This window comes from Xanthomonas sp. BRIP62415 (assembly GCF_003993515.1).
Lineage (GTDB): Bacteria > Pseudomonadota > Gammaproteobacteria > Xanthomonadales > Xanthomonadaceae > Xanthomonas > Xanthomonas euroxanthea.
This window is the reverse complement of the sequence record NZ_QEZH01000042.1, coordinates 42,935-58,446: the sequence shown is the minus strand read 5'-3', so window position 1 is coordinate 58,446 and position 15,512 is coordinate 42,935. Positions and strand designations below refer to the sequence as shown.

Annotated in this window: 16 protein-coding genes; 2 read left to right on the top strand and 14 right to left on the bottom strand. The window is 68.2% G+C overall.

Annotation, left to right across the window (positions count from 1 at the left end; all coding sequences use genetic code 11):
- Positions 1-95: 95 nt before the first annotated feature.
- The 11 genes from EO141_RS21150 to hisS form a co-directional block, all read right to left on the bottom strand.
- Positions 96-1,682, bottom strand: coding sequence for a calcineurin-like phosphoesterase C-terminal domain-containing protein (locus EO141_RS21150; protein ID WP_127170222.1), 1,587 nt, complete (start codon positions 1,680-1,682; stop codon positions 96-98).
- Positions 1,683-1,831: 149 nt separating this feature from the next.
- Positions 1,832-2,452: a bifunctional phosphoribosyl-AMP cyclohydrolase/phosphoribosyl-ATP diphosphatase HisIE gene (hisIE, locus tag EO141_RS21145; protein ID WP_127170221.1), complete on the bottom strand. Its 621-nt coding sequence runs from the start codon at positions 2,450-2,452 to the stop codon at positions 1,832-1,834.
- Positions 2,442-3,218 (bottom strand): imidazole glycerol phosphate synthase subunit HisF, encoded by a 777-nt coding sequence (hisF, locus tag EO141_RS21140; protein WP_127170220.1) that lies wholly within the window; start codon positions 3,216-3,218, stop codon positions 2,442-2,444. Before hisF ends, hisIE begins: the two co-directional genes overlap by 11 nt.
- Complete coding sequence (hisA, locus tag EO141_RS21135) at positions 3,212-3,946, bottom strand: 1-(5-phosphoribosyl)-5-[(5-phosphoribosylamino)methylideneamino]imidazole-4-carboxamide isomerase (protein ID WP_126971783.1); 735 nt, start codon at positions 3,944-3,946, stop codon at positions 3,212-3,214. The genes hisF and hisA overlap by 7 nt, the downstream gene beginning before the upstream one ends.
- Positions 3,943-4,545: an imidazole glycerol phosphate synthase subunit HisH gene (gene hisH, locus EO141_RS21130; RefSeq protein WP_104648626.1), complete on the bottom strand. Its 603-nt coding sequence runs from the start codon at positions 4,543-4,545 to the stop codon at positions 3,943-3,945. The genes hisA and hisH overlap by 4 nt, the downstream gene beginning before the upstream one ends.
- Positions 4,542-5,669, bottom strand: coding sequence for a bifunctional histidinol-phosphatase/imidazoleglycerol-phosphate dehydratase HisB (hisB, locus tag EO141_RS21125; RefSeq protein WP_127170219.1), 1,128 nt, complete (start codon positions 5,667-5,669; stop codon positions 4,542-4,544). The genes hisH and hisB overlap by 4 nt, the downstream gene beginning before the upstream one ends.
- Positions 5,666-6,757 (bottom strand): histidinol-phosphate transaminase, encoded by a 1,092-nt coding sequence (hisC, locus tag EO141_RS21120; RefSeq protein ID WP_127170218.1) that lies wholly within the window; start codon positions 6,755-6,757, stop codon positions 5,666-5,668. Before hisC ends, hisB begins: the two co-directional genes overlap by 4 nt.
- Positions 6,754-8,049, bottom strand: a complete 1,296-nt coding sequence (gene hisD, locus EO141_RS21115; protein WP_119132066.1) for a histidinol dehydrogenase — start codon at positions 8,047-8,049, stop codon at positions 6,754-6,756. Before hisD ends, hisC begins: the two co-directional genes overlap by 4 nt.
- Entirely contained in the window at positions 8,046-8,960 is a 915-nt protein-coding gene (gene hisG, locus EO141_RS21110) for an ATP phosphoribosyltransferase (RefSeq protein WP_127170217.1), read from the bottom strand. The genes hisD and hisG overlap by 4 nt, the downstream gene beginning before the upstream one ends.
- Before the next feature lie 9 nt (positions 8,961-8,969).
- A complete protein-coding gene (locus EO141_RS21105; RefSeq protein ID WP_039521339.1) occupies positions 8,970-9,296 on the bottom strand; it encodes a YerC/YecD family TrpR-related protein in 327 nt (108 codons plus the stop codon).
- A gap of 222 nt (positions 9,297-9,518) precedes the next feature.
- Positions 9,519-10,952: a histidine--tRNA ligase gene (gene hisS, locus EO141_RS21100; RefSeq protein ID WP_127170216.1), complete on the bottom strand. Its 1,434-nt coding sequence runs from the start codon at positions 10,950-10,952 to the stop codon at positions 9,519-9,521.
- A gap of 246 nt (positions 10,953-11,198) precedes the next feature.
- On the opposite strand from hisS, the gene EO141_RS21095 reads away from it, so the two are divergent.
- The gene (locus tag EO141_RS21095; RefSeq protein WP_080591401.1) at positions 11,199-11,822 is read left to right on the top strand and encodes a helix-turn-helix domain-containing protein; all 624 of its coding nucleotides are present in this window, start codon (positions 11,199-11,201) and stop codon (positions 11,820-11,822) included.
- 28 nt (positions 11,823-11,850) lie between these two features.
- Here EO141_RS21095 and EO141_RS21090 read toward each other — a convergent pair whose 3' ends face one another.
- On the bottom strand, positions 11,851-12,597 hold the full coding sequence (locus EO141_RS21090) for a murein L,D-transpeptidase catalytic domain family protein (protein ID WP_127170215.1): 747 nt from the start codon (positions 12,595-12,597) through the stop codon (positions 11,851-11,853).
- A gap of 101 nt (positions 12,598-12,698) precedes the next feature.
- A complete protein-coding gene (thrC, locus tag EO141_RS21085) occupies positions 12,699-14,009 on the bottom strand; it encodes a threonine synthase (RefSeq protein ID WP_206514846.1) in 1,311 nt (436 codons plus the stop codon).
- 143 nt (positions 14,010-14,152) lie between these two features.
- On the opposite strand from thrC, the gene EO141_RS21080 reads away from it, so the two are divergent.
- Complete coding sequence (locus EO141_RS21080) at positions 14,153-14,467, top strand: EthD family reductase (RefSeq protein WP_127170213.1); 315 nt, start codon at positions 14,153-14,155, stop codon at positions 14,465-14,467.
- A gap of 74 nt (positions 14,468-14,541) precedes the next feature.
- Here the strand turns inward: EO141_RS21080 and EO141_RS21075 are convergent, their stop codons facing one another.
- Positions 14,542-15,492 (bottom strand): homoserine kinase, encoded by a 951-nt coding sequence (locus EO141_RS21075; RefSeq protein ID WP_115677104.1) that lies wholly within the window; start codon positions 15,490-15,492, stop codon positions 14,542-14,544.
- Positions 15,493-15,512 lie beyond the last annotated feature (20 nt).

Sequence of the window (15,512 nt, the reverse complement as noted above, 5' to 3'; positions counted from 1 at the left end):
CCAGGATTCAGCCGCGCATCCATCCACAACGCTCCCGTAGGAGCGCATTCATGCGCGAAGGGCTCTCCACACACACCCGCACCCCGCACAGCCCCTCAAGGATCGGCGCGCTGCAGGCGATATACCGTGCGTGCGCTGTACTGCCCGGTCGGCAGCGACGCGCGCACGTCCACGGTGTGTTCGCCCAGCTCCAGCGTGGTCGGCAATGCGCCACGCCACAGGTGCGTGGACGGCGTGGCCTCGGGCGAGCGGTCGTAGCCGCGCAACTGCTCGGCCGCATCGTCGCGCACGTTCTCTGCCAGCAGCCGCGGATCGGCACGCTCCACCCGCTTCATCGGCTGCCATGCGCCATTGTCGATGCGCATCTCGACGAGGGTGTCGTCCCGGCCCATGAACACATTGGCGTAGATCCCCCAGGCCGCATACGCGCCCTGGCGCAGCACCTTGGGCGCGTGCAGCAGCAGTTGCGCATCATCGACCGAACGCGCGACGTGATAGGCCAGCGTGTAGTCGCCGCCGGGCGCCACCTGCAGCACCGCGTAACCGTTCGGCGTGCCGTCGCTCATCGTCGCGTCGGGAATGCCCGCGGCGTCCTTGGCACCGGACCAGAACGCACCGCAGGCCGCGCCGACGTTGTATTCGTGCAGCGGGCGGGCGCCCTGCCAACCTTCGTCGGCGCCGTGATCGACCTGTCGCTGGGTATGGCTGTGTGCGCTCAGCACCAGCACATGCGGGAAATCCTTCAACAGGGCGAACAGGCGGCGGCGATCGGCATGCCGGAAGGTCTCCTGCCCCGGCGCTGCGTCGAACAACGGAATATGCATGCCCAGCACCAGCAGCCGCTCGCGCGGCAGCTGCGCCAGATAGGCCTGCAGGAACGCGAACTGGTCCTCGCGCAGGCCGCCGACATAGGCCGGTTTGCCGCCTGGCGTATAGATCACATCGTCCAGGAACACGAAGCTGGCGTTGGCCTCTTCCACCGCGTAAGTGTCCGGGCCGTAGACGGCACGCCAGCTGTCCAGCGACTGCGCATCGCCGCCCGCGTCGAAGTTGAGATCGTGATTGCCCGGCACATGGAACCACGGCACGCCCAGCTGGGTGGTGGCCTTGTTCAGGGCCGGGTACAGGCTCAGATCGTCGCTGACGATATCGCCCAGCGTGGTGCCCAGCCGGGCCGGGGTCTTGCCGACGATCGGCGCGACGATATCGCGCTGGTAATACCCCACGTCGGTCAGGCTGGCGGTCTGGCTGTCGGCGAACACCAGCATCTGGAACCCATCCTTGCCGGCGCTGGCGCGCGGGGTCAGCGCGAAATCCCAGTGCCGGGTGTTGCGCCCGGTGGCGGCGATGCCTGGGTACTTGCGCTTGGCCGATCCCGTGGGTGCGTAGTGCCGCCAGAAACCCGGCAGTCCGTCCGCGCTTGGCACAAAGCTGCGGTCGCCTGGCTTGATCACGAACACCGTCTGCCCGTCGCGTACCGGCAGGCGGTAGCGGCCTTGCGCGTCGGTGCGCACCAGCTGCTCGCCGTTGGAGACGGTCACGTCGCTGATGCCCGGCTCGTCGGCGCTGCGTCCGGCACGCCCGTCGCGCTCTTCGTAGACGATGCCATCGACCACGGCATCGCGTGCGTACGCGCTCCCCGCGAGCAAACCCAGGGCCAACAGAGCGAAGCGAAGCTGCATGCGTTTTCCCGCGGAAAGACCAGCGGAAATTGTACCTGCCATGGCCGAGCGCACATCACGCCCCCCCCTCATCGTAGGAGCGCACCCGGGCGCGACGGGCGTTATCGGTAACGCTCCGTCGCGCCCGGGTGCGCTCCTACGGGGTGATGCTATTGGTGGCGCGACTCCAGCAGTGCCACCGCATCGCCCAGGCCCAGGCCGCGCGCGCGCAACAGCACGATCAGGTGATAAAGCAGGTCGGCCGACTCGCCGAGCAACTCGGCATCGCCCTGCACCACGCCGGCCAGCGCGGTTTCCACGCCTTCCTCGCCCACCTTCTGCGCGATGCGGCGGATGCCCTGCTCGAACAGCCTGGTGGTGTAGCTGCCGTGCGGGCGCTCCTGCTCGCGCGTGGCGATCAAGGCATCCAGGCTGCCGAGGAACTGGCCGGGCGCGGTGGGGAAACAGCTGGTGCGGCCAAGATGGCAGGTCGGCCCATGCGGGCGCGCCTGCACCAGCAGCGTGTCGGCATCGCAATCGGTCTGGATCGACACCACCTTCAACACGTTGCCCGAGCTCTCGCCCTTGGTCCACAGGCGCTGCTTGCTGCGGCTGAAAAAGGTGACTTCGCCGCGTTGCTGCGTGACCGCCAGCGCTTCGGCGTTCATATAGCCCAGCATCAGCACGCGCAGGTTGTCGGCGTCCTGCACGACCACCGGCAACAAGCCATCGCCCTTGCTCCAGTCCAGCGCGGCGAGCGCGTCGCCCGCTGCCGTCTCGTTACTGCCCATCACGTACCTCGATCTGTTGCGCGCGCAGGAATTGCTTGAGTTCCGGGATCGGAATCGCGCCACTGTGGAACACGCTTGCCGCCAGTGCGCCATCGACATCAGCCTGGTCGAACACGTCGGCAAAATGCTGCATGTCGCCGGCACCGCCGGAGGCAATCAACGGCACGTGGCACAGCGCACGCACCTGGCGCAGCTGCGCGATGTCGTAGCCGCGCCGCACGCCGTCGTTGTCCATGCAGTTGAGCACGATCTCGCCGGCGCCCAGGCGCTGCGCTTCGGCCACCCAGTCCAGCGTACGCATCGGCAGGGCCTGGGTCTTGCTCGGATCGCCGGTGTAGCGGCGCACGCGCCACTGCCCATCGTCCTCGCGGATCGAGTCAATGCCGACCACCACGCATTGCACGCCGAAGGCGTCTGCGAGCTCGGAGATCAGCTGCGGCCTGCCGAGCGCCGGCGAGTTGATCGAAATCTTGTCGGCACCGGCATGCAGCACCGCGCGCGCGGTGTCCACATTGCCGATGCCGCCGGCCACGCAGAACGGGATATCTATCAGCCGCGCCACCCGCTCGACCCAGGTGTAATCGACCGATCGCCCTTCCGGGCTGGCACCGATGTCGTAGAACACCAGCTCGTCGGCACCTTGCGCGCGGTAGCGCAGCGCCAGTTCGACGATGTCGCCCATGTCGATGTGGTCGCGGAACTTGACGCCCTTGACTACGCGTCCGTCGCGCACGTCCAGGCAGGGAATGATGCGGCGGCTCAGCATGCCAGTGCCTCCTTTAACGCCAGATGCCCTTCCAGCAAGGCCTTGCCGAGCACGATGCCGGCGCAGCCGGCAGCCTTGGCGGCAACGACATCGGCCAGGTTGCGCGCGCCACCGGACACCTGCACCTGCAACTGCGGCGCCAGCGTGCGCAGGTGCGCGTACAGCTGCATGTTCGGGCCAGACAACATGCCGTCGCGCGCGATGTCGGTGCACAGCAGATGCTGCAGGCCGGCCTGCGCGTAACGCACGGCCAGCTGATCCAGCGTGGCCTCGGCCGCTTCGGTCCAGCCATGCACCGGCAACTGCCACACACCGTCGGCGTCCTGGCGCGTGTCCAGCGCGATGGTCAGCCGATCGGCGCCGAATTCCTGCAGCCAGGCGATGACGGTATCGGCCTGGCGCACCGCCAACGAGCCGATCACCACGCGCGCGGCGCCGGCATCGAGGATGCGCGCCACGTCCTCGCGTGAGCGCACGCCACCGCCGGTCTGCACCTGCAAGCCGGTGGCACGGGCGATCTCGCCGAGCGTGCTGGCCAGCGTATAACCGCCGGCCTTTGCCGCATCCAGATCGACCAGATGCATCCACTGCGCGCCGGCATCGGCAAACGCCTGCGCGCGTGGCAGCACATCGTCGCCGTACTGCGTCTCGCGTGCGTAGTCGCCTTGCAGCAGGCGCACCACGCGGCCGTTGCGGATATCCAGCGCCGGGTAAACGGTGAAACTCATGGGAAGCTCATCTCAAGAAAATTGCGCAGGATGCGTGCACCGGTCTCGGCCGAACGCTCGGGGTGGAACTGCGCGCCGCAGCGCAGGCCGTGCTGCACCACTGCGGTGAACAGACCGCCGTGGTCGCAGGCGGCCACGGTGTCGGCCGTCACCGGCGCGGCATACCCATGCACGAAATAGGCACTGGCGCGCTCCGGCAAACCGGCCAGCAACGCGGAGTCGCGCATCGGCACCAGCTGATTCCAACCCATATGCGGCACGCGTATGCCGAGTGCGGGCGTCATGTGCCGCACGATGCCCGGCAGCACGCCCAGGCAATCGACATCGCCTTCTTCGGAATGTTCGAACAGCAACTGCATCCCCAGGCAGATGCCGATCAACGGCACCTGCAACTGCCGCAACGGCTCGACCAGGCCCTGTGCGCGCAGGCGCGACATCGCCTCGGGCGCGGCGCCGACGCCAGGCAGGATCACCCGCTGCGCGCCCTGCAACCCTGCTGCATCGCGTACCAGGCGCGCTTCCACGCCCAGCCGTTCCAATGCGTAGCGCACCGAGCCCAGGTTGGCCCCGCCGGCATCGATCAACGCGACATCGGTCATAGCGCACCCTTGGTGGTTGGCAGCGCGGTGCCTTCGCGGCGGATCGCCTGACGCAGGGCACGCGCCAGGGCCTTGAAGCAGGCCTCGACCTTGTGGTGATCGTTCTCGCCGCGCACGCTCAGGTGCAGGTTCAGGCCGGAGGCATCGCAGATCGAGCGGAAAAAATGCGGGACCAGTTCGGTCGGCATGTCGCCCACGCGCTCACGCTTGAACTGGCCTTCGAACACGAAGTACGGCCGGCCGCTGAAGTCCAGCGCGGCGCTGGCGATGGTCTCGTCCATCGGCAACGTGAAGCCATGCTGGGTGGTATCGCCGGCCACACGCCACGGGCTGTCGTCGGGGTCGAAGCCGTAACGGCCGATGCCGCGCTTGTCGCCCAGCGCTTCGCGCAAGGCTTGGCCCAATGCCAGACCGGTGTCTTCGATGGTGTGGTGCTCGTCGATATGCAGATCGCCCTCGGCGCGGATATCCAGCGCAAAGCCGCCGTGCTTGCCGATCTGTTCCAGCATATGGTCGAAGAACGGCAGGCCGGTGGCGGTCTTCGGTTCGGCCACGCGATCCAGATCCAGTTCGACGCGGATCCGGGTTTCCTTGGTGTTGCGCTGGACCACCGCACGCCGTGGCGCATCGGCCAGCTCGTGTGCGATGCCAGGCCAGTCCCACTCACCGCCGAACGCGTCAGTGCGCAGCTGGAAACCGCGGATATTGAGGTTCTGCGCGAACTGGATGTCGGTGATGCGGTCGCCCACCATCGCCGAGCGTGCCCAATCGATCGTGCGGTCCTGCAGGTAAGGCACCATCAGGCCGACACCGGGTTTGCGCGTGGGCGCGTTGTCGGCCGGCCAGCTGCAGTCGATCAACACCTCGCGGAACACGATGCCCTGGCTGGCGAAGATCTGCAGCATCAGGTTGTTCGGGCCATCGAAGGACGCCCGCGGATAGCTCTCGCTGCCCAGCCCGTCCTGGTTGCTGACGATGACGAATTGGTAGCCGGCGTCGCGCAACTTCAGCATTGCCGGAATCACGTTGTCGACCAGGCGCAGTTTTTCGTAGGCGTCGATCTGGTAATCAGCCGGCTCGGTGATCAGCGTGCCGTCGCGGTCGACGAAGAGAATCGGGGTCATGCGGCGGCCTCCTGCGTGCGTTGCAGCGCGCTCAGCACGCGCGCGTTCTGTTCGGGCGTGCCCAGGGTGATGCGCAGGGCATCGGACAGCTGCGGTACCGCGCGTTGATCGCGCACCACCACGCCGGCCTCCAGCAGCGCCTGGAATGCCGCTTCGGCATCGTCGAAACGCACCAGCAGAAAGTTGCCCTGCGAGGGATACACCTGACGCACGCCGGCCAGCTGCTCGAGTGCGGTATGCACGCGTGTGCGCTCGCTGCGCACCTCGGCGATGCGCCGGCGCGTGACCTCCAGCGCCGGCGCGGACAAGGCCTGTTCGGCCATTGCCGCGCACGGCGTCGGCACCGGGTATGGCGCCTGGCAGCGCCGCAACAAGGCGATCAACTCGGCGTTGGCGATCAGGCTGCCGATGCGTGCCGCTGCCAGCGCATGTGCCTTGGACAACGTGCGCAACACCGCCAGATTGTCGTAGCGCGCAAGCAGGCTCACTGCCGAGGCTATGTCGGAGAACTCGCCATAGGCTTCGTCAACCACCACCAGCGCCCTGCCCCGCAGGGCCTGCAAGGCGGTTTCGATCTCGTCCAGGGCAATCGCCGAGCCGGCCGGGTTGGACGGCGAGCACAGGAACACCAGCTTGGCCTGCGAGCTCAGCGCTGCTTCGACGATCGCCGGAATATCCGCGTGGAAACCTTGCGGTCCATCCACCAGCGGCACCTCGACCAGGGGTGCGTTCTGCAGGCGTGCGCACACCGCGTACATGCCGAACACCGGCGGGGTCACCACCACCGCATCGCGCCCGGGCACGCACAGACCGCGCACCAGCAGATCGATTGCCTCGTCGCTGCCACGGCCGATCAACAGCTGCTCGGGCGTACAGCCGTACAGCCCCGCCAATGCAGCGCGCAGACCCTTGGGCTGCGGGTCCGGGTAGCGCCGCGTGCTGCCGTCGGGATCGGCAGGATTGCCCCAGGCCGACTCGTTGGCGTTGAGCCACACATCGCCCTGCAACGCGCTGGTGCGCGCCGACGAGTAGCCGGCGAAGGCACGCAGGTCTTCGCGCACCAGTTCCAGAATCGATAGCGTACTCATGCTGCCACTCCCATGCGCAATGCCACTGCATTGGCGTGCGCATCCAGGCCCTCGGCGCGCGCCAGGATCAGCGCGCATGCGCCGATGCCGTCGATGCCGGCCTTGCTGGCGGCCTGCACGCTGACCATGTTCTGGAAGCTGGCCACGCTTACGCCGCTATAGGCGCGCGCCGCACCGCTGGTCGGCAGCACGTGGTTGGTGCCGCTGCAGTAATCGCCCAGCGCTTCGGGCGTGTAATCGCCCAGAAACACCGAGCCGGCCGCTTCGACCTGGCCCAGCCACGCACGCGGCTCGCGCAGCGCGAGGATCAGGTGCTCCGGTGCATAGCGATTGCTGATCGCAAACGCTTCTTCCAGCGCCTGCACCTTGATCAGGCGCGATTGCGCCAGCGCCTGGCGCGCGATCCCGGCGCGGGAGAGTTGCGCCAGCTGGGCATCAAGTTCCACCTGCACCGCCGCGATCAGCGCATCGCTGTCGGACAACAGCAGCACCTGCGAATCCGGGCCGTGTTCTGCCTGCGAGAGCAGATCGGCGGCAACGAAGGCCGGCTGCGCGCCGGCATCGGCGATCACCAGCACTTCGGACGGGCCGGCCGGCATGTCGATCGCCGCCGCGCCGGACTGCGCCACCTGCTGCTTGGCCTCGGTGACGAAGCTGTTGCCCGGGCCGAACAACTTGTCGCAACCCGGAACCGAATCGGTGCCGTACGCCATTGCCGCAATCGCCTGCGCACCGCCGAGCTTGAACACACGGCGCACGCCGGTCAGTTGCGCGGCGGCCAGCACCGCCGGATCCACGCTGCCGTCCTTGCGCGGCGGCGTGCACAGCACCACCTCGCGGCAGCCGGCCAGACGCGCGGGAACCCCGAGCATCAACGCAGTCGACGGCAACGGCGCACTGCCGGCCGGCACGTACAGGCCGACCCGGCCGATCGGCCGCACGATCTTTTCGCAGACCACGCCAGGCGCGGTCTCCACTGCATAGCCTTCGCTCATGCCCGCGCGGTGGAAGGTGTCGATGCGCGCCACCGCGTCCTGCATGGCCTGGCGCAGTTCCGGCGCCACCGCCGCTTCGGCGGCGGCAAATTCGGCATCGCTCACGGCGAAGCTGTCCAGTGCCACGCCATCGAAACGCGCGGTGATCTCGCGCAGCGCGACATCGCCACGCGTGCGTACATCGGCAATCAATGCGGCGACCGCCTCGCGCGTCTGCGTGGCCACGGTCTGCACCGGGCGGGTCAATGCCTGGGTCCGCGCAGCGGTGTCCAGTTGCGACCAATCGAGAATATTCATGCCAGCGAGCGCTCCACCGTCAACACCATCAGACATTGCGCACCTGCGCGTTCGAGTTCTTCCAGCCGCTGCCAGGTCACCGCGCCATGGCACATGGTCTGCAGCCGCAGTGCGCCGTTGCCGTCGTCGGGCAGCTGCACCAGCGGCTCGGCATCGGGCAACAGGCGGCGCAGCGCATCCACGGCGTCCTGCTCGGCGCGGAACATCAGCAGCTTGCTGTCGCGCAGCTTGAGCACGCCGTCCATGCGCCGCAGCAGCATCGCCAGCAATGCTGCGCGCGCGTCGGCCGGCTCGCGCACCGCACCGGCCAGCACCGCTTCGCTTTCCATCACCAGTTCCACCGGCTTGAGCTGGTTGGCGGCCAGGGTGGCGCCGCTGGAAACCAGGTCGCAGATCAGATCGGCGGTGCCCAGGCGCGGGGCGATCTCCACCGAGCCGGACAATTCCACCACCGCCGCGTCGATGCCCTGGCGCTCCAGCCAGTCGGCCAGGATTGACGGGTAGCTGGTGGCGATCCGCTTGCCGGCCAGTTGCGCCACGCCCTGCCAGTCCCACTCTTCCGGCACCGCCAGCATCAGCCGGCACTGGCCGAAACCGACCCCGCGCACCGCGTGATACGCGGCCGGCAGGCCATTGCGGCGGCGCTCGGATGCCTGCTCCTCGAGTTCGTTCTGGCCGACGATGCCCAGGTCGCAGACGCCATCGGCGATCAGGCCGGGGATGTCGTCGTCGCGCACCAGCAGCAGGTCCACCGGCAGCGATTCGCCGTAGCAGAACAGCTTGTCGCGGCTCTGCCGCCAGCTCAGCCCGCAGGCCGCCAGCAGGCTGCGCGCCGGTTCGGCCAGGCGGCCGCTCTTCTGGATGGCGATACGCAACCGGTCACGTGCCGGTGCTGCCGTGGAAGCACTCATCTTGTTCTCTCAGTGGGATTCGACAGGGCGCGAGGATTGCTCGCGCAGGGCCTCGGCATAGCCGCCGGCACCATGTTCCAGGGTGCGCGCAACGCGCCCGATGGTGGTCACGCTGACCTGGGTCAGTTCGTGGATTTCGCGATACGGCACGCCCTTGATCAGCAACGGCACCACCCGCCAGCGATCCGACATGGCCTCCAGCTCGGCGGGCGTGCACAGATCGCGCAGGAAGGCCTCGACCGCCCCAGGCTCCTTCAGGCAGGCCAGGGCATCGGCCAGCATCTTGAGGGAAGCGGCGGCATCGGCACTTTCGCGGGGGGCGGGTCGTTGTTTCATTGCGTTAATGTAATAGCGTGTTAGCACATTAACGCAAACGCAGGCCATAGGACAAGCGCCGCGGGCAAAGCGTTCAGGGACATTCCGGTCGGTGCGGCGAGTCAGAAACGACAAACCCACCGACACCGAGGCGTCGATGGGCCTGTCCGTGCATCGGGATGCACCCGGCGCCGCTGCTGCCGTGACCGACCAGGCGGCGCCCCCTCACCGCTTCCGGCGACGTCAATCGCCGTCGACGCCCCCGGCCACCAGCATCGCCCTGGCCTGCTCCAGTTCCACCAGCAAGGTGCTGGCCAACTCGTCGCGGGCCACCTCGAACTGCTGCTCGCGCACCAGGTCCTTGACCGCCACCACCCCGCGCGCCAGCTCGTCGTCGCCGGCCAGCACCACGAAGCGGATGCCTGCGCGCGCGGCGTACTGGAACTGCTTGCCGATCTTCTTCGGCTCCATCTGCACTTCGGTATTGATGCCGCCGATGCGCAGCCGGCGCGCGATATCCAGCGCGTCGTCCAGCCGCGACTCGTCCATCAGCGCCACCATCGCGTGCACGCTGCTCTCGGCGATGCCCTGGATCAGGCCGGCCTCGCGCAGCTGCCAGAACAGGCGGGTCAGGCCGATCGAGATGCCCACGCCGGGCAACCTGGACTTGGTGTAGTGGCTGGCCAGGCTTTCATAGCGGCCGCCCGAGCAGATCGAGCCGATCTGCGGGTGGTCGGTCAGCGTGGTTTCGTAGACGGTGCCGGTGTAGTAGTCCAGCCCGCGCGCGATCGAGAAGTTCAGGCAGTACGCGCTCTCCGGCACGCCCAGTGCCTTGACCAGCTCCAGCACTTCGCGCAGCTCGGCGATGCCCTCGCCCAGGGTCGCGCTGGCAGCGACCGAGGCCTCCAGCGCCTGCAGCTGCGCCAGCGCATCGGCATGCCCGTTCGAGCGCACCGCCACGAAGGCCAGGATCCTGTCGACCTGCTCGGCGGCGATGCCGAAGCCTTCGCCCACCAGCGTGTCGCGCACGTAGTCGGCGCCGCGCTTGTCGATCTTGTCGACCTCGCGCAACACCGCCAGCTGCAGCTCGCCCTCGGCCACGCCCAGGCTTTCGAAGAAGCCGCGCAACAGCTTGCGGTTGTTCAGCTGCACCTTGAACGCGCCGATGCCCAGCTCGGCGAACACCGCGTGGATCACCGCCAGCACCTCGGCGTCGTAGCGGATGCTCAACGCATCCTTGCCGATCACGTCGATGTCGCACTGGTAGAACTCGCGGAAACGCCCGCGCTGGGCACGCTCGCCGCGATACACGCGCTGCATCTGGTAGCGGCGGAACGGGAAGCTCAGGTCGTGCTCGTGCTCGGCCACGTAGCGCGCCAGCGGCACAGTGAGGTCGAAGCGCAGCGCCAGCTCGGGCAAGCCACCCTCGCCACCTTCGTCCGCCGCGGCGGCGGCATTGGCCAGCGCACCGGTGGACTGCACGAAATACACCTGGCGCTCGGTCTCGCCACCGGACTTGGTCAGCAACACATCGGACAGCTCGAATACCGGAGTTTCGACCGGCAGGAACCCGAACCGCTCGTAGTTGCGGCGGATGACGTCCAGCATGCGCTGGAACGCGATCTGCTCGCGCGGCAGCAATTCCATGATGCCGGGCGGCGTACGGGGCTTGATCACGAGCGAAACTCCTGCAGGGCAATGTGGCGAACGCGCAATTCTAACGGCTGGGCGGCCGCGCTGACCGCATGGCGTATCATTCACCTGCGTTCCAGCAGTGCGTGACTCATGTACCGGCAGCTTTCAGACCCCAGCACGACCTGCCCGGCGCCCAGCGCAGCCGGGCGCAGCGATGCGCGCGGTTCCGACTGCGCGCTGTGTGCGGTCCGCGGCCGGGCCATCTGCGCGGCGCTGTCGCCGCAGGAAATGGACGCGCTCGACCAGGCCACCAGCGCCCAGTCCTATGCGCCCGGCAGCACCCTGGTGCGCGCCGGCGACATCCGCCAGCACGTCTATACGCTGACTTCCGGCGCGCTGCGCATGGTGCGCACGCTGGCCGACGGCCGCCGCCAGGTCACCGGCTTCGTGCTGCCGGGCGACTATGTCGGCCTGACCGAAACGCCGCAGCACCGCCACGACATCGAAGCCATCATCGACAGCCGGGTCTGCCGCACCCCGATGGCACAGATGCGCCAGTTGCGCGAGCGCTATCCGCAGCTGGAACGCAAGCTGCTGCAGCGCGCCAGCATGGAACTGGCCGCCGCACAGGACACCGGCCTGCTGCTGGCGCGCCTGCAACCCAGCGAACGGCTGGCGCACTTCCTGCTGCGCCTGGCGGCCCGCTCCACCCAGCCCGGCGCCAGCGGCGACACCGTCGCGCTGCCGATGAGCCGTAGCGATATCGCCGACCATCTCGGGCTGACCGTGGAAACGGTCAGCCGCACCTTCACCAAACTCAGGCAACAGCAGTTGATCGCGCTGCCGCAGCTGCATCTGGTGCAGATCCTGGATTACGCGGCGCTGCGCAGCCTCGCCGGCGATACCGTCTGAGACTTAACAGCTGGCAAGCCGGAACGCCTCAGCGCCCGCCCGCATTCGCACTTGCCACCGACGCACCACATCCGCCGCCCAGCAGCCGCGATTGCCGCAGCCAGGCCCGGTCCGGGTAGTAGGCGAACACGAAGGCGCCTTCACGCAAGGTATCGATCAATTGCCTGGCCACCGCCGGACGCACCGCCGGGCAGCCCAGGCTGCGGCCGAGCCGGCCCTGCGTGCGGATCACCGCCTCGCTGACATAGGGCGCACCATGGATCACGATCGCGCGGTCGCGCGCATGGTCGTTGAACCCGGGCTCCAGGCCCTTGAGCCGTAACGAATAGCCGTTGTGGCCGGTATACGACTCCTGCGCGGTGAACGCGCCCAGGCTGGACTGGAAACTGCCGTCGTCATTGGAGAACTTCGCCGCCAGGTTGTTGCCGGTATTGCGCCCGTGCGCCACCCATTCCTGAAACAGCAGCCGCTGCCGCTGCAGATCGAACACCCATAGCCGGCGCTCGGTCGACGGCCGGCTGTAGTCGATGACGCTGAGCACGCGCTCGGTGCCCACCTGCTGGCGCTGCCGCGCGCATTGCAAGGCTTCGGTCGCCAGCGCCAGCACCTGGCGATCCAGCGATGGCGCCTGCCGCGCCAATGCATCGACCAGACCGATACGCGGTGAGCCCAGCGCCGGCAACGGCGAGGCAGACATGGCATCGGCCGCGCTGGCCGCTCCAGCCGCTGTCCACCCGCACAACGCGGCGGCAACGGCGATCACTCGATAAGACATGCACCAACCCACATCGGACGCGGCGCCACGCTGGCGCCGCACCCGCTAGAAATAGCCCCATGGGCGGCACTTTCCAACCCCAATACCCTGAACACGTTCGGTCAGGCCGCATCCGCGAGCAGGCGCTGCCGGAACGCGGCATAGTCCGGCGCCAGCGTTTCGGCATGCGCGGGACGCTGCAGCAGCGCGGCCAGCGCCGGCGGCACGGCCACCTCGCGCCCGATCAGGGGCTCGACCACGCCTTCGAACTTGGCCGGATGCGCTGTGGCCGCCACCGCCCAGTCGCCGGTGCCGCCTTCGGCCCCTTCCGCGCGCAGCTGCTCCAGCACATGCACGGCGGTGGCGGTATGCGGGCAATGCACTTCGCCATAGCGGGCAAAGCGCTGCTGCACGGTCTGGCGGATTGCCGCATCGTCCACCGAAAGCGCACGGAATGCCTCGCGCAACGCGGCATCGTCGCCGTCGTAGAGCCAGCGCAGCCGTTCGAAGTTGCTTGGCGCGCCCACGTCCATCGCATTGGCCAGCGTCGCCACGCTGGGCTGCGGCGCGTAATCGTCGCCGGCAAAATAATCCGGCACTACATGATTGGCATTGGAGGCCAGCGCGATACGGCCCAGCGGCACGCCGAGCGCACGCGCCAGGATCGCCGCCAACCCGTTGCCCAGGTTGCCGGTGGGCACCACCAGGTTCAGCGCGGCACCTGTGCCGGCATGGTGCTGCAGGGCGGCATGCGCGTAATAGCTCATCTGCGGCAGCAAACGGCCCAGGCTGATGCTGTTGGCCGAACTCAGCGGTAGCTGCGCCTGCAGATCTGCATCGTTCAGGGCCTGCTTGACCATCGCCTGGCAATCGTCGAACGTGCCGGCCACGCGCAAGGCCTGGATGTTGTCGCCGAAGCAGCCCAGCTGATGCGCTTGGCGCGGCGACACGCGGCCATCCGGATACAGCACCACCACGCGCAGGCCCGGCTGGCGATGGAAGGCCGCCGCCACCGCAGCGCCGGTGTCGCCGGAAGTGGCGACCAGGATGGTGAGCGGCCGGCCTTGGGCACGCCGCAGGCGAGTCAGGCAGGCCGCAAGAAAGCGCGCACCGAAGTCCTTGAACGCGGCGGTCGGGCCATGGAACAGCTCAAGCGCGTAATCGCCGGGCGTGCCCAGGGCCACCAACGGCGCCGGGAAGTCGAACGCTTCGGCACAGATGGCCGGCAGCTCTGGCGCCAATGCATCGCCGTCGAAGAATGGCTGCAGCAACGTGGCGGCGGTGTCGGCCAGCGTGGCGCCTGCCGTCAGCGTGCGTACCGGTGGCAGGGCCTGCGGCACGTACAGGCCGCCATCGGGCGCCAGGCCGGCGGCAATCGCCTGGCTCAGGCTTGCGGCGGGTGCGCCGCCACGGGTGGAGAGGAAGTTCATGATGACGACTCCAGACAAGGCGAAGACGGGGCGTGGCCCGTGAATGAAAAGACCGGACACTGCGGCATGGCCGCGCTGCGCCGCAGGGGCGCCCGGCAGGAGCGGCGCGGCGCTATGCTGCGCGCACCTTCCAGTGGAGCCGGCAGATGATCAAGGTCAGCGTGATGTACCCGTACCGCGAAGGCGCCCGCTTCGACCATGCCTACTACCGCGACGCGCATATGCCGCTGGTGAGCGCGCGGATGGGCGCAGCCTGCCTGCGCTACACCGTGGACAAGGGCATCAGCGGCGGCGAGCCGGGCAGCCCGCCGGCCTACATCGGCATGTGCCACATTTTCTGCGACTCGGTGGAGGCCTTCAACGCCGGCTTCGGGCCGCACGCCGAGGAGATTCTCGCCGATATCGCCAACTACACCGATCTGGCGCCGGTGATGCAGATCAGCGAGGTCGTGGTCGGTTGACGCGTGCCTTGCGCGCTGCACGGCCTGCCTGCCGTGCGCGGGCAATCGATCGACAACGACATGCGCGCGATGGCTCATGCGAGCAACCGCGCGGCCGGACTGGCGATCGGGGATACCCAGTGCTGGCTGTCCAGGCCAACCCCTGCGAAGGCGGCCTTCACTGCTGCGGCGGCAGCGTCGGCGGCCGCGCGCGATGCAAACCAGGCAAACACGCTGGGGCCGGCGCCGGAAATGCTGGCACCCAGGGCATCATGGTCCAGCGCGGCCTGCTTGGCAGCGGCAAAGCCGGCGATCAACGGCGCGCGGCGTGGTTCGATCAGCACATCGCGCAGGCCCGCACGCACCAAATCGGCATCACCGGCATGGCAACCGGCCAGCACCAGGGCCAGGTTGGTGCTTTGGGCGACGAACTCGCGCAGCTGATAGTCGCCGGCCAGGGCTTCGCGCGCGCGCCGCGTTTCCAGCACCGCGTCCGGATGCACCAGCAGGCTGTGCCACGCCGCCGGCACGTTGATCGGCACCAGACGCTCCAGCGTGCACAACACCAGGCCGCCTAGAAACAGCGGGCCCAGGTTGTCGCCATGGCGGCTGCCGCTGGCCACCGCCTCGCCATCGAGGGCGTGCTGATACAGCTGCTCGTTCCTCAGCGGCGCATCCAGCAGCGCGTTGGCGGCAACCAACGCCGCCACGCAGGACGCTGCCGAACCGCCCATGCCCGAACTCAGCGCAATGCCTTTGTCGATCTCGATCTCGAAGCCGAACGGCAGCGCCAGCGCCGCGCGCAATGACATCAAGGCCGCACCCGCGGTGTTGCGCGCGGCATCCAGCGGCAGGGCCACGGTGGTACCGCGGATGGCGGCGATGCGCACCAGCGGCGCCTCGATACGCCGCACGGTGACGGTGTCGCCGACGCCATCGATGGGATAGCCGAGCAGATCGAATCCCACCGCCACATTCGCCACCGAGGCCGGTGCGAAGGCGCGTGCCTGGCCCAGCTCGCGCGCAGCAATCGCCACCTGTTGCATCTGAGTGGCCTGGTCTGCAA